This is a genomic window from Salimicrobium flavidum (assembly GCF_900156645.1).
GTDB lineage: Bacteria > Bacillota > Bacilli > Bacillales > Halobacillaceae > Salimicrobium > Salimicrobium flavidum.
Window position 1 is genome coordinate 20169 of sequence record NZ_FTOC01000014.1, and the last position, 14270, is coordinate 34438.

Here is a 14270-nt window from a genome sequence, read left to right on the forward strand (position 1 = left end):
TACGAAGTTGCAGCCAAAGGAGGCGCCTCATGAAAAAACTTTTTATAATCGGGAGCGGGGGTTTCAGCAAACAGGTTATAGAAATGGTGGAAAGAATCAACGAACAGGAAGAAACCTATGCATTTCAGGGCCTCATTGACGATAACCACTCTCTTCTTGGAAAGAGGGTTCTAGGGTATACGGTGGTCGGCTCTACGAAATATCTCTCCCGTCTTTCTGAGGAAGATGATATACATGCAATCATTGCTATAGCGGACGGGACTTACAGAGAGGATATTTGTAATAAGTTGCCGAAAGTGAATTGGGTGAACCTGATTCATCCGGAAGCGACTCTAAGTAAGTATGCTTCGCTCGGGGAAGGTATTGTAATCGGTGCGCGAGTCATCATAAATCCAGATTGTGTAATAGGTGATCAGTGTCACATCAACATCGGCAGTACGCTGGGTCATGATGTGACATTGAGTGAGTTTGTAACGGTTATGCCTGGAGTTAATCTGTCGGGGAATGTAATGGTAGGGAAAAATTCTATGATAGGTACCGGTGCTTCTATTATCCAGGGGAAGACGATACAGGATAATGCGGTGATAGGAGCAGGAGCAGTAGTAGTCTGGAACGTGGAAGAAAATGGTGTATACGCGGGAGTGCCCGCAAAACGAATCCGGGATTCGAGCATAGTGGACCTCGGCGATAAATTATGAATAATGTATATCGTATAAAAGCCCGCGGCAGGTTACGCGGGCTTTTGTCATGTCTCACATGTAGCGAACACCGAATCTGAGAGGAGCAGTAGATAGAACTTATTGTACAAATGATTCCGAATTTTCAATTTACTTTGGATTGTATGCTGTAATTCGTTCGTGTACCTGTTGAATTTCTTCGTCCGACATCTGTAAGTAATAGATGCCATTTATCATGGTGCCTGTCCCTTCCATTTGATAGGTGGTCATATTATTACGAGTATTTCGGTAATGCATCAGTAACTCCTGTACTGTGGCAAAATCCATATTCATCGTTACATTGTCCCCGAGTACCCCTATGATCTCCTCTGCTTTATTGATGGACGAAATCTTAGCACCTTCATCAAGAATACCCTGGATTACTTCGCGTTGGCGATTATTTCTACCTGCGTCCCCTTCCGGATCTTCATAACGCATCCGGACGAACTGAAGAGCTTCTTCTCCGTTTAGAGCCAGTTCTCCCGGTCTGTAATGAAAACCGTTCTCCCCGGTCCACTCCATCGAATTATAAACGGTTATTCCTCCGACTGTATCCACCATTTGTACCAGACCTTCCATATTTATTTTTACATAATAATCCACCTCTATTTCAAGTAGATGTTCCACAGTACTTACTGTCATCCCAGGCCCTCCGAAGGCATAGGCATGATTGATTTTATCGACCACTCCATTTTTCTCTCCCTCGCCGACGAGCGTCGTTCTCGTATCGCGGGGAATACTGATAAGCTGGCTACGGTCATTGGAGGGCTCCAGTGTCAATACCATAATAGCATCCGAACGTCCTCTGTCATTGCTCCTTTTGTCTACCCCCATCAGCAGAACATTCAATGGTGCTTTACGATCCAGTTTCTTTTTGGTGACGGAATGTTCGATGGCAGGAATATCTTCCTGCATCCTCTCATTTACCGTGCCTTTGACCTCCTGATAAATAAGGAAAAAATACAAGCTTGTTCCGAAGGAAAGAAGAAGAATCAATAAAAGAGGAATTTTCCACCATTTCCCTTGTTTGAAGGAGCTCCTGAATTTCTTTTTCATAATTTATCACTCCACTGTTCTTTTTAATAATTATATATGAATTAAATAAAGAACACCAGGGGTCTCCATAGCAATAAATTATATTTCTAATGAAGGAAGCGAGTAAAAATACTCTTAACCGTGTTCTTTATTAAGAAATTTTTAATGTAATTGTTCGTTATGCTGTTGACAGACCGTAATAAATGACTTATAGTTCTTTATATAGAACAAAATAATTACGGCCTCAGATAAGTTTATAAGATTAAAACAGAAAGCAGGGTGACGTATGACAACCTTCCGTAAAGTAAGAGTACTGTTGCTGGCACTCATCGATTCGATCATTGTTCTGTCATCGGTTCACTTTTCCTTCTTCCTATTGGATCCGTCCTCAGTTTCCGGTTTGGGAATCGCTACCATCTCAATCCTTCTTCTTTGCGCTCATCATATGCTTTCGGGAATGTTCGGTATGTACAAGAAAAAATGGAGGTACGCCAGTATTGAGGAATTGGTAGGGATCATCTACGTAGTCACATTATCAGTTAGCTTGACCATTCTGGTACTGGCACTACTTCCGGGAAAAATGTATGGGGATGAACTTCTGGTGGTTTGGTTATTCAACATTCTTGGGGTGAACGGGACACGCTTAGGGTGGAGGTACTATAAGTCTTATGGTTTTTCCATATTTCCTGTATCCCGGAAAATGGAGGTCTCTGAAAGAGGAATCGAAAAGAGGACTCTGATTATAGGGGCGGGAGCTGCAGGACGAATGCTGGCGCGACAAATTAAGACTTCTAAATATAGACGTACGTTGATTGTCGGTTTTGCTGACGATGACAAAGATCTCCATCACCTGAATATCAGCGGATACCCTGTGCTGGGAGGGACGGACTCTATAGGCGAAATCGTTCTGAAACATAAAGTGAATCATATCGTGATTGCAATGCCTTCTGTACAAAGGGAAAGAGTAAGGGGAATTATTACAAAGGCTAAAGGTGTTGTATACCATGTACAAACTCTTCCTATGATTGAGGACTTGGCTCTTGGGAATGTTTCCGTGAATCATGTCCGCGACGTTCAAATTGAAGATCTGCTCGGGAGGGACCCGGTAACCCTGGATATTGATTCAATCGATTCGGAAATCAGGGGAAAGACGGTTCTTGTTACTGGGGCAGGAGGATCGATCGGGTCCGAAATTTGTCGTCAGTTACTCCGTTTCACTCCCGCTAAACTCATACTCTTAGGTCACGGGGAAAACAGCATCTATTCCATTCGTATGGAGCTGAACGGATGGGGGACAGCGACAGAACTGATACCGGTGATTGCCAACGTACAGGATAGGGATAGAATATTTAGGGTTATGGCCACTTACTCTCCGTCTCTCGTTTATCATGCTGCAGCTCATAAGCATGTGCCACTGATGGAAAATAACCCTAAAGAGGCTGTGAAAAATAACGTAATAGGCACGAAAAATGTGGCGGAAGCCGCTGATAATGAGAGTGTTCAAACGTTTGTGCTCGTTTCCACAGATAAAGCTGTGAACCCACCAAATGTAATGGGAGCCACCAAACGTCTTGCCGAAATGGTGATTCAAATGATGAGCACAAAAAGCAGTACCAAGTTCGTAGCAGTAAGGTTCGGGAATGTTCTTGGAAGTCGGGGGTCGGTCATTCCCCTTTTCAAACAGCAAATAGAAAGAGGAGGACCTGTTACTGTCACTCACCCCGAGATGACGAGATATTTCATGACGATCCCGGAAGCGTCCCGGCTCGTTTTACAGGCAGGTACACTCGCAAATGGCGGTGAAATTTTCGTTCTCGATATGGGAGAACCGGTGAGAATCGTGGATTTGGCTCGAAACCTTATTCATTTATCAGGATTTACGAAGGAAGAAATACCGATTGAATTTACGGGCATGCGTCCAGGGGAGAAGCTTTTTGAAGAACTTCTCGCTGAAGATGAAGTCTTCGAGGACCCGGTGTTCCCTAAGATTCTTGTAGGTAAGACGGTTTCTTTTAACCGGGAGGCAGTTCTTGCATTCATCGAACAGGTACCTTATCTCTCGCCGGATGAAGTGAAAGAACAGGCACTGACTCTGGCTAACGCCAACTCCCGGGTCAGTCTCGTTGCAAGGTAGATGGACGAACGAATAGATACTATATCAGTGAAGAGGGGTGTTCTTATGAAAGATGTGCTGATTGTGACGAACTACTGTCAGTTTCCGGGAGAAAGTGGCAACAACCGTTATACGTATCTGGCTGATATGCTTGCAGCAGAAGGGTTTGAAGTGGAAATCGTCACTTCCACCTTTAATCACAAGACGAAAAGTCAAAGGCCATTCACTGGCGATGATGTGAAGAATGTTTCGTATAAAACGACATTGATCAATGAACCTGGATACCCTGAAAATGTAAGTTTCAAAAGGCTGTACAGTCATAGGATCATCGCTTTGAACATCATGAATTATGTAGAAAGAAGGAAACTGCCTGATCTGATTTATTGTCCCTTCCCTCCGATCACCATCGGAAAAAAAATGGCTGAATTTGCGAAAAGAAATCGTATCCCCTTCGTGATTGATATTCAGGATCTTTGGCCGGAAGCTTTCCGAATGGTTTTCAATCCCCCTTTCCTGAGTAATATTCTCTATAGACCTTTTGAACGTGCTGCTAACAAGATTTTCGGACAGGTAGATGCAATTGTAGGAGTTTCTAGGACATACGTTGATCGTGCCTATTCAGTTAATCGGAAAAACGTCGGGCGGTCCAGCGTATTTCTCGGTACAGATCTGAATCATTTCGATTCACTGGTGGAGAAAGCTGAATTGTTATCTGATGAAAAGTCAGGAATCAAAGTAGCTTATATCGGTACACTTGGCAGCAGTTATGATATCAACCTCATCACTGATGCCATAGCCCTCCTGAAAAGAGAAGGAAGAACAGACATCCATTTTGTAGTCATGGGCGAAGGACCGAAAAGGGAAGCTTTCGCACAGTACGCCCAGCGCTCGGGTATCTCTTATGAATTCACCGGCATGCTCCCTTATGAAGCGATGGTGAAAAGACTCTCCCAGTGTGATATCGCTGTCAATCCGATTAGGAAAGGTGCGGCTCAGAGCATCATAAATAAAGTGGGTGACTATGCAGCTGCAGGGCTACCGGTCGTAAACACTCAGGAAAATGAAGAATATAGGACCTATGTCGATGACTTACGGATCGGTTTCAATTGTATCCCGGGAGAGTCGAAAGACGTGGCGGTGAAAATGGAGATTTTATGCAGTGACCCTGACCTCCGCAAGGAAATGGGAGCCAATAACCGGAAGTTCGCCGAGACGAATTTTGATCGACGTCATACGTATCCCGAGATCGTAAGGGTAATAGAGAACCTTCTGCCTGAAACTGTAGAAGCGGAAAGTCGGGTGTTATAGGATTGGAGGGGCTTCTATAGTGAAGGTGGGAGTGGTGTTCCTGGTGATTCTTTTTTTAAACGGGTTATCTATTTATTACCTTACCGGTGAAGAAACGATAAGCCGAGAAGTAACTGTGGAACAGTTTGGGGCTGACGGAAAAGATGAACAAGACGATTCCGAAGCTATCCAGAGGGCGATAGATGCGAGTTCGGAAGAAAGGCTGGGGGAAGTTGTTTTGACAGGGGCTTATGTTCTTGAGAAAGGCATAGTTTTGAAGGAAGGGGTTACGTTATCATTCGATTCCCAGTCCAGTCTGATTGTAAGAGGAAATTTCACGGTGATCGAAATGCAGAAAGATGCCTTCATCCGAAATGCTCTCATTATGGTCGAAGCTAAAGAATTTACTCAACCTGTCGTCTTCCTTGACGGTAAACATCAATTTTGGAGCTGGGACCGGACAGGGTTGGACGATGTGACGATAATTAATACCTCTGGAACCAATCAGGGTACTGGCATTTCGCTCGTAGCTGATGGAAGTGATGAATTTATAAGCTTTGTTCAATTCGAAAACGTTACAATAGTAGGATTTGAAACTGGGATAGGGATGGAAGCTTCAGAACCGGAAGGAGAAGAGCCCAGCTTCGTAAACGGGAACAGGTTCATCAATCTTATCCTGGAAGACTGTGTAGTATGTATCGATATGAAAAGCCATATCACGGTACCAAATGAAGTTTCGGGTAACCAGTTTTCTAACCTTCAGGTTCAATTGTCGGATGCTACGAGGCTTGGTATTCGTGTCTCCGGTTCAGATAACCGGATAGAAGGTTTGATATGGGATTTCGAAGAATATGAGGATGTTGTTCCGGCGGTAGTGTTTTCCGAGAAGTCCCAAAGGAATCGGCTGATTTCAAATCTGACGTCTTCGTATATCGAAGATTCAGGGAGCACCAATGATTGGTGAAAGACCTGACATTCCCTATAACTATGATAAGGATGAATAGAGAAATGGGTTATTCAGATATAAGCCAGGATGAATCATCCAGTACGAAAAATCTGAACAGTAATGGCGGGTGATGAAGGATGAATGAAAAAATGGATGTAAGTGGATTTCTGAAGGTGATGAAGAGAAGATATGTCAGCATTCTGAGTGTGACCATGGGTGTATTCCTGCTTTCAGTGGTCGTAAGTATGTTCGTGATGAAACCGACATACGAAGTGAACGAAAACCTCGTTATAGGAAATCTGAACAAGACAGAGGAATACAGCGAAACCCAGCAGTTGAATATGTTACTGGCCTCCACCATCGATTTTATTAAAAGCCCGAGTGTGCTGAATGAAGTGAGCAGGGAATCCGGTCTTAGCTCTGAGCAGATCAACGAGATGATAATCATCCGTAATACCGAAGATTCTCAAATCATAAACGTCATTGTCCGTGATGAAAATCCCGAAACAGCTGAAGTGGTTTCCGGTCTCATCGCAAAAACGACAGTAGATAAAATGACAAGTGTATTCGGAGTGCAGGACATCGTCGCCCTGGACGACCCTACAGAGAACAGCCAGGTTCAGCAAGTAGGTGGTGTGCTGTTGAACCTCAGTATCGGACTCGTCGTCGGCCTGCTCGCAGGTATAGGGGTGGCGATGTTCAGAGAACACACGGATGACTCCCTGCAGACTTCCAAAGAAATTGAAGCTCTGCTCGGGGTACCTTTACTGGGGGAAATTGATATGAAGGAAAAGGTAAGAGGGCGCTCCAGCAGGCCCTATACCGGAGTCCAGCCAGAAAACGATGTAGAAGCGATGAAAAGGAAGAAACGGGGGGAGGTCAGTGTTTAAAATGAAGAGATCCGACAAAGATGTGTGGCAGAAGCTCAGGCTTTCTGAGGGGATGAAGAGTACAGAACAGGTCCGAATCATCCGTACCCATCTGGAACAGGAATCCAGGGTGGACGGTCACTGTATGATGGTTACTTCTTCAGATGATCTTAAGGATAAACCCCTGATCACAGCCAAACTGGCTCTTTCATTCGCCGAACAGGGAAAACGTACACTACTCATCGATGCCGATGTCAGGAAGCCGATTCTGCACGAATGGTTCCAAGTGGAGGGAGGGGAAGGCTGGACGGATGCACTGATGATGAAAGAGAGTCCTTCCCAGAATATAAGAAAAACCTTTCAGCCTGATCTTTATGTCCTTCCTGCGGGATCAGGGGGACATGCCCCGGCTAAACTCTGGGTTGAGGATAAGATACAGGGTATTATACGGGAATGCCGAAAAGAATTCGATATCGTATTATTTGAAGCTCCGTCCCTTCTGAAGGCAGCGGATCCGCTGGTATTGATGAATCATTGTGACGGCGTCATCATGGTAGTCAAAAGTCGTCTATCCCACCGGGAATCCGCAATAGAGACAAAAGGGTTGGTAGAGCGTGCGAACAAGCCCCTAGTAGGGGTGATTTTCCAGACCGGTTAATAGAGAGGTGCCTCTATGAATGGGATAAGAAAGAATTCCATCGCTTTGAATATTGTTCATCTGTTTTATAGTACTGCTTTGTCCAGTGCGATCAATGCGGTCGCTTTGATTTTACTGGCCGGGTATCTCCAGTCCCACGACTACGGGATGTTCAGTGTGGCTTTGGCGTTTGCGATGATCATGAGCTACTTTACGGATGCCGGTCTGAGCGACATCGTACTGCGTGAGGGTGCGAAGCAGGACGTCAGTTTATCAGGATTGATGTCCTCTTATATCAAGATGCGAGTGTTTCTGCTCCTCCTCACATTCGTGTTCGGGTTTATCATCATTTACTTTATGAATAACGACAATAAAGAACTTCTCCGAATCGCTTACACCTTGATCATTCCGATGGTGACCGGGGTAGCCTTACAGAGTATCGGGACCACTTTCTTCAAACTTATCGAAAAAATGCAATACTTCGGTCTGATTCGGCTCGTTTCAGCTATCATCCTGGTGACTTCACTCGGAATCGGAATGCTACTCCAAGCACATCCTTTGATCATGGCAAGCATTTATGGAAGTTCCTACATGCTGGCTGGAGTGTTCGGTGTGTTCCTGGTAAAGAAATACGTTTCTCTGAACCTGAGACAGACGTTTCATAAAGGGATATTGAGGAATCTGGGAGCATTTACGATCGGAGGACTTCTGTTCGTACTTCTTCCTCACATCGGTCCCATCATTCTCGAGAAGACGATCACCCTCCGTGAAGTCGGACTGTTTGCTGTAGCTTACCGGATCCCTCAGGCTCTTCAACAAATACCATTCGTGGTAGCGGGAGCTTATTACCCGGTCCTGTTCAAACACTTCCATAACCAGCGGATGGGGGAACACTACGAGAATCACCTTACTCAAATCAAGTTGATGGCGTTGGTCGGCATGATGATGACGATACCGATCTTCTATTTATCGGAATTCATTATCTCTTTATTATTCGGGCCGGAATGGATGGATTCCGCCTTACCTTTGAAGATATTGGCGATGATGCTCCTCTTTCAATCGGTGAATATAGCATTCGCTGATGGCCTGACCACTGTCGAAAAGCAGAACACACGGACAATGGTTCAACTGGTTGCGGTATTGGCAGGAGTCCTGTTCTATATATTCTTGAGTCGCTCGTATGGAGTGGTGGGGGCGGCTGTTGCGGGTATGCTGGTTGAACTTGTGGCACTGATAGGTTTCTGGGCGTTCACCCCTACCAGATGGAAGCTGATGAAGCAGGTTGTGCTGCCCTATTTCACCTTTTTCCTAATAAGTCTCGGGTTGGTCGAAGGGATGCTTGGAGATCAGAACTGGTTCAAGGTAATCATTCACTTTTCGCTGGTACTCATCTTTTGTGTGATGGATGAAGGGCTGAGAAGCAAAGTTGTCGAGTTTATAGCAGATAAACGAAAAGTGTGGAGTTCGGACGAGCAGGCCGAACAGAGGAGGGGGTCTTGAAATGGATGGCATCAGACAGCAGTCTTCATCTCCCTGGCTTGTATTTTCACTGATATTTTTGGTCACGCTTGCGAATTACCATCTGTATATCGGTTTTGCTCTTAAACCATACATGATGCTGTCCATCGCTTATATTTTAGTCTCCCTGGGAGCGTTCCGTTTTTATCGGCTCCAGTTGTTCGAAGTGGCGATGCTGCTTTTTTATCTGCTTTATGTTTCCACAGGAATCTTCGCTCTTTATCCCGCGTCCAGTATAAGGATCATGATTGGTATCATCATTTATATCTCCTGCTACTTTGTCATGAAATCGATATTGGTGAATACCGAGAGGAGAATCATTCATAAGAGTCTGACGTATACCGGTATCCTCTTCAACTTGGCAAGTCTGTTCCTTTACTTTCTCGGTCTGCAGAAAGTGGGCTTCGTCACAAGCGGGGACAGGGTCTATCATTTCGGTCTTATGTTGGACAGTAACTATCCAAGGCTGATCGGGCTGCTGCAGGATCCTAACTTTTTCGTTTTTTACAATACGATCTTCTTCGCTTACTTCCTTACGAATTCGAAGTCCTGGTTGAATAAATTCGGGCTTTTATGCACGATTACGACAAATCTGCTTACTTTTTCCCGCGGCGGCCTGCTGGTAATGGCGTGTCTGCTGATCATCTATCTTCTCTTAAACAACCCCTTACGTCAGCTGAAAACCATCCTCGGTCTGGGAGGGGCACTGGTTGTAGCGATGTATGTGTCCGTCGTATATTTGAAACTTGATGTCCTCGGAGTCCTCGGTTCACGAATTGAAGACTTCTCCCAGGACGGGGGGAGCGGACGTCTCGAACTATGGGGGAGAGCGTGGGGTTATTTTCTGGAGCATCCTGTAACTGGACTAGGAGCTTATAATTTCGCCGATTACAACGACCTGGATTTCAATGATGACATGACTGTCCACAATACTTTCCTGGATATTCTTGCAGATTCCGGTGCTATCGGAATCTTCGGATACCTTTTATTCCTCGGGTTGCTCCTGTTTCAGCTGATTCAATTTAAAATGTACAAAAGGGAGCCGTATCTATTCCTCACTTTTATAGGTATGACCTTACAAATGGGATTTTTGACAGTAATTATAAACGATATGTTCTTCCTTTACATCGCGATTTTGTCTGCATACTTGTATAAATATCAGAGTAATGAGGAAGCGTCCCTGTCGGAAGAGTACCATTTTGGTAAAGAGAAAGGAGAAGCGGTATGAATGTACTTCTGCTGACGGATAAACTGGCGTTTGGAGGAGCGGAAATATATTTTTGTAAACTTGAAAACCGGCTTTCTCATCCCGATATCGATTTCACCTTCGCTGCTTCTACCGGGGAACTCGAAAAGAATCTTATCCATAAGGATCGTTTCGTCCCCTTGCAGCTGGGAAAGCACCTGCAGAATCTGAACCGGTTAAAGAAGATCATAAAAGAGAAGAATATTCAGGTCATTCATGCCAATAGTCTCCGGATGGCGCTTTATAGCATCTGGTTGAAGAAGACAGGAGGTTCTCCGGTACGAATCATCTATACGAAGCACAACGTCACGGCTCTGGAGAAAAGGTTTTCGAAGATGTTCACCTATGTGCTTAATCATCACATCGATAAAATCATTACGGTCAGCCGTTTCGAACAGGATAATTTAACGGAGAAGGGGGTCAAAAAAGAGAAAGTGAGAACAATCCATAATGGAGTGGATCTGGAGCAGTTCACATTCGTTCCGAAACAGAAGGATGACCTGTTTAAAGTAGGGATTCTTGCAAGAATTTCTCCCGAAAAGAACCATGAACTCTTTATCAGGATCGCTGCCGAGCTTAAGGATTTACCGAATGCGCGGTTTTATATCGCAGGGGACGGACCCGATGCAGATAAAATTGCGGACATGATTAAAACACGGGGACTTTCCGATCGGGTTCACATGCTCGGCATGGTACAGGAACCCCAGAAGTTCATCCAGTCCATGGACGTTTTGGTTCTTACCTCAGAGAGGGAAGTTTTCCCGATGGTTATTCTCGAAGCGATGGCGGTGGGGACGCCTGTAGTGTCGATTGACCGGGGCGGTATCAAAGAGGCGATAAGGGAAGGGGAGACAGGGTTTTTAGTACCTGTACACTCCGCCGAAAAATTTTCGGACGTGCTTCTTTCTATGTATAAGAGTGACGAAGAAGTCCGCTCCGAGTGGAGGAAGGAAGGCAGGAGGAGAGCAGAAAGTGAATTTTCTCTGAAAAAAATGGTGGACGAGACGGTGGAAGAATATCTGAACTACCGGTGAGGAGGGGCTTTATGAAAAGACAAGTGAAAGCAGGAATAATCATAGATAATTATCCGCCGACTTCCTGGGAAAAGCAGATTCTCCAAAGCATCCGGGATGCTCAGCATATAGAGCTTTCCTTCATCATTTATTTGAACAACAAAAAGAGGGAAGTCCCCGACATTGGACCCGGGTCTGAAAAAATAATAAAAGGATCTGTCACTTCGCAAGGTATGGCGAACGATTCTACGCTCACTTCCATCCAAGGCCATACCCCTGACTGGATATTATCGTTGAGCAAAACTCGCCTGAACGGGGGTATCCTTACTTTACCCGCGTGGGGAGTATGGACATTCCGTCACTTGGCGGAACGGATTCCGTTCTCTGGAGATTTTCTTAACCGCTCGGGGAGCACCTCTGTTTTTCTCGATAGCTTGGAGGCGGATGGGAAGGTACGTCCTTTGATGGAGGGGTGCATTTCCGTTAATCTTCATTCGTATCACCGACATATGAAAAAAGTGGAAGAAATTACTAGGGGATGGGCGACCATGGTCAGTGAGAAATGGAGGTACGGTTTGATGGAGGAGCGGCACCCGTTAGAAATCGCAACGTCTCAATCGGCAGTCGCCGATAAGGGACGAATCTTCCATACAGAGATGATCTGGAAGGCGAAGCGGATGAAGAGAAAGCTTTTCGGTTATGAATATTGGAATGTAGGACAGGCGAAGCAATCTCTCGAATCGATACTCCAGGGGAAGGGGCTCGAGGTGGAATGGTTCAAACAGGACAGGGATCTCTACTACGCCGACCCATTCCTTTACCATGACGGGGATAAGAACAAGATCATCATGGAGGAAGTGGATTACCGCTCTGTGAAAGGATTCATTACTGAATGGTCGATTGTAGATGACGAAATCAGCAGCGAGGAAAGAGCCACTATCCATAATGGTACGCATCTGTCGTATCCATATATAATTAGAGACAAGGGAGAGCTTTATTGTGTACCCGAAAACTCTGAGCGGGGGGAAGTCACTCTTTATAAATACGAAGAGAAGGGGTGGGAGCAGGTACAGACAATCTTGAAAAATTTTTCTGCAGTGGACTCAACCATTTTCAACCATGAAGGCCGGTGGTGGTTATTTTGTACACGGGGGGCCGGGCTCAACAGGGATAACGAAGAGCTCCATATCTTTTATGCTGATCAACTTATCGGACCCTGGCTCCCCCATAAAGGGAACCCCGTAAAAGTGGATGTGCGTTCTTCTCGACCTGCAGGAGCACCTTTTTCTCACAAAGGGACTCTTTACAGACCGGCCCAGGACTGTTCGGTTACTTACGGAGGAGCGGTTGTTGTGAACCGGATAGAGAAATTGTCTCCGTTCTATTTCAAAGAGATGTCCGTAAGCAGAATCGAGCCGGAGAAGTCAGGCCTTTACCCGGATGGAGTGCACACGATTTCGGTGACGGATGGAATGATCGTCGTGGACGGAAAACGGACGGAGTACCATGTGAAGCATCTCTTGAAAAAATTATATTATTACCGACCTGTGCCCCTCGAAAAAGTGCTCACCGAACCGCTGACCGAAATGAAAAAGTACCAGGTAGAATAGGACACTTTGGTATATACAGAAAAAGAAATCAATCAGGAGAAGGTGGTTATGTCAGAGTGCCATCTTTTTCAATTCTGAAGAAATGGCAGATTTTATTCTCTCCCCTCTATCCATGAAGGATCCCTCTATGCCTAACCGGAAATTGAGTAAGACCCGAGAATGAAAGTGTAAGCAAATCCAAAGACCAAGGATAAGAAGGAATTGAATAATGTCTTCGGGAATGTGAGTCCGTTGGAAGGTATATCGATCTACAGTTATTAGAGAGCGAACCGAACATCGAATTATATTATGCGTATTTGAATGAATTCGATCATTATATATCAAATCCTTAACTCAGGTGAGAAGGTCCTATTTGATCCAGGAAGAATTGTCGCAGACACCAGGGTTACCGAGGATTTTTTTAAGAATCCCTGACAGCATGTTCTCCCAAGAGAGGACCACGAACCAGCGGTTTATGGATATTGATGAAAATTAGTACAGATACTTTTAATTATCGTCTCGAGCCCAGGGTGATCCAGAACGAAGGCATATAGGTTTCGGAAAGAAGATAAGGGTCCTTGTTATGGTCGAGCATCTTAGGTATAGGTGTGTTTCTGATCCTCGATCCTTTTCTCGGCATTGTTTCGGGGATGCTGTGGTATCACAGGTCGGAAAGAATTAAACAATTGTGGAACGGGCTCAAGTTCGCAGTATTCGTCTTCCTTTATATATATATTACTTTTTTTGATTCAACTTGAGTGATGGAAGTACAAAAGGAAACAGAGCTAAGTATAGAAGTCGAAATTTTCACCGTGTACTTGTCAGCTTAAAAAGGCATCCTAACCTTAATATTTGATAAATCTGTTTATACACACGAGGCGACTTCTCTTTCAGATGCACTAACAGAACATCTTTTTTCAGTATAGCCGACTAGCTGGAGTGACTTTCCTTTGATGAGTCTTGGTGGAAAACGAAATTGTTCTTACCGAGGTCTTTCGCCTTATACATAGCGATATCGGCAATTTTGAGAAGTTGAACGAGAGAAGTTCCGTCTTCCGGATACAGACTAACTCCGATGCTTGCTGATATATACGTGGACACCTCATCAAAATCATATTTTTTGTTGAGCATGGATTGTCAACACAAAACTAGACCATTTCGTTAAGGTGTTTCCGGCGATAAGCGGCCGGGGTAAGGTAGCCTAACGTCCCGTGAATGCGGATGTTATTGTACCAGTGGACATAATCAAATAAGGCCAGCTCTAACTCCTGAAGCGTCTCGAAAGTTTCACCATAGATGAA

The 14270-nt window shown here is 44.9% G+C and carries 13 protein-coding genes; 10 read left to right on the forward strand and 3 right to left on the reverse strand.

Annotated features, from left to right (window positions below):
- Positions 1 to 29 precede the first annotated feature (29 nt).
- On the forward strand, positions 30 to 698 hold the full coding sequence (locus BW944_RS13605) for an acetyltransferase (RefSeq protein ID WP_076560597.1): 669 nt from the start codon (positions 30 to 32) through the stop codon (positions 696 to 698).
- A gap of 129 nt (positions 699 to 827) precedes the next feature.
- Here BW944_RS13605 and BW944_RS13610 read toward each other — a convergent pair whose 3' ends face one another.
- Positions 828 to 1772 carry an LCP family glycopolymer transferase gene (locus tag BW944_RS13610; protein ID WP_076560599.1) on the reverse strand — a complete coding sequence of 315 codons (945 nt, stop codon included), beginning with the start codon at positions 1770 to 1772 and terminating at the stop codon, positions 828 to 830.
- A gap of 265 nt (positions 1773 to 2037) precedes the next feature.
- Between BW944_RS13610 and BW944_RS13615 the strand changes: the two genes are divergently transcribed.
- The 9 genes from BW944_RS13615 to BW944_RS13655 all read left to right on the forward strand — a co-directional run bounded on the left by BW944_RS13615 (position 2038) and on the right by BW944_RS13655 (position 12990).
- Positions 2038 to 3885 (forward strand): nucleoside-diphosphate sugar epimerase/dehydratase, encoded by a 1848-nt coding sequence (locus BW944_RS13615; protein ID WP_076560601.1) that lies wholly within the window; start codon positions 2038 to 2040, stop codon positions 3883 to 3885.
- A 45-nt stretch (positions 3886 to 3930) separates the two neighbouring features.
- Complete coding sequence (locus BW944_RS13620; protein ID WP_076560603.1) at positions 3931 to 5172, forward strand: glycosyltransferase family 4 protein; 1242 nt, start codon at positions 3931 to 3933, stop codon at positions 5170 to 5172.
- Between the two features lie 19 nt (positions 5173 to 5191).
- Positions 5192 to 6115 carry a glycosyl hydrolase family 28-related protein gene (locus BW944_RS13625; RefSeq protein WP_076560605.1) on the forward strand — a complete coding sequence of 308 codons (924 nt, stop codon included), beginning with the start codon at positions 5192 to 5194 and terminating at the stop codon, positions 6113 to 6115.
- A 119-nt stretch (positions 6116 to 6234) separates the two neighbouring features.
- On the forward strand, positions 6235 to 6987 hold the full coding sequence (locus tag BW944_RS13630; RefSeq protein ID WP_076560607.1) for a YveK family protein: 753 nt from the start codon (positions 6235 to 6237) through the stop codon (positions 6985 to 6987).
- 1 nt (position 6988) lies between these two features.
- Complete coding sequence (locus BW944_RS13635; protein ID WP_076560609.1) at positions 6989 to 7624, forward strand: CpsD/CapB family tyrosine-protein kinase; 636 nt, start codon at positions 6989 to 6991, stop codon at positions 7622 to 7624.
- A 15-nt stretch (positions 7625 to 7639) separates the two neighbouring features.
- Positions 7640 to 9103, forward strand: coding sequence for an oligosaccharide flippase family protein (locus BW944_RS13640; protein ID WP_076560610.1), 1464 nt, complete (start codon positions 7640 to 7642; stop codon positions 9101 to 9103).
- A gap of 1 nt (position 9104) precedes the next feature.
- A complete protein-coding gene (locus tag BW944_RS13645) occupies positions 9105 to 10349 on the forward strand; it encodes an O-antigen ligase family protein (RefSeq protein WP_076560612.1) in 1245 nt (414 codons plus the stop codon).
- On the forward strand, positions 10346 to 11401 hold the full coding sequence (locus BW944_RS13650; RefSeq protein ID WP_076560613.1) for a glycosyltransferase family 4 protein: 1056 nt from the start codon (positions 10346 to 10348) through the stop codon (positions 11399 to 11401). The genes BW944_RS13645 and BW944_RS13650 overlap by 4 nt, the downstream gene beginning before the upstream one ends.
- A gap of 11 nt (positions 11402 to 11412) precedes the next feature.
- Positions 11413 to 12990, forward strand: coding sequence for a glucosamine inositolphosphorylceramide transferase family protein (locus BW944_RS13655; RefSeq protein WP_076560615.1), 1578 nt, complete (start codon positions 11413 to 11415; stop codon positions 12988 to 12990).
- A gap of 909 nt (positions 12991 to 13899) precedes the next feature.
- On the opposite strand, the gene BW944_RS13660 is transcribed toward BW944_RS13655, so the two are convergent.
- The gene (locus BW944_RS13660) at positions 13900 to 14100 is read right to left on the reverse strand and encodes a diguanylate cyclase (protein WP_076560616.1); all 201 of its coding nucleotides are present in this window, start codon (positions 14098 to 14100) and stop codon (positions 13900 to 13902) included.
- A 17-nt stretch (positions 14101 to 14117) separates the two neighbouring features.
- Positions 14118 to 14270, reverse strand: a 153-nt coding sequence (locus BW944_RS13665) for an IS3 family transposase (RefSeq protein WP_143525720.1), incomplete at its 5' end; no start/stop codon positions are given.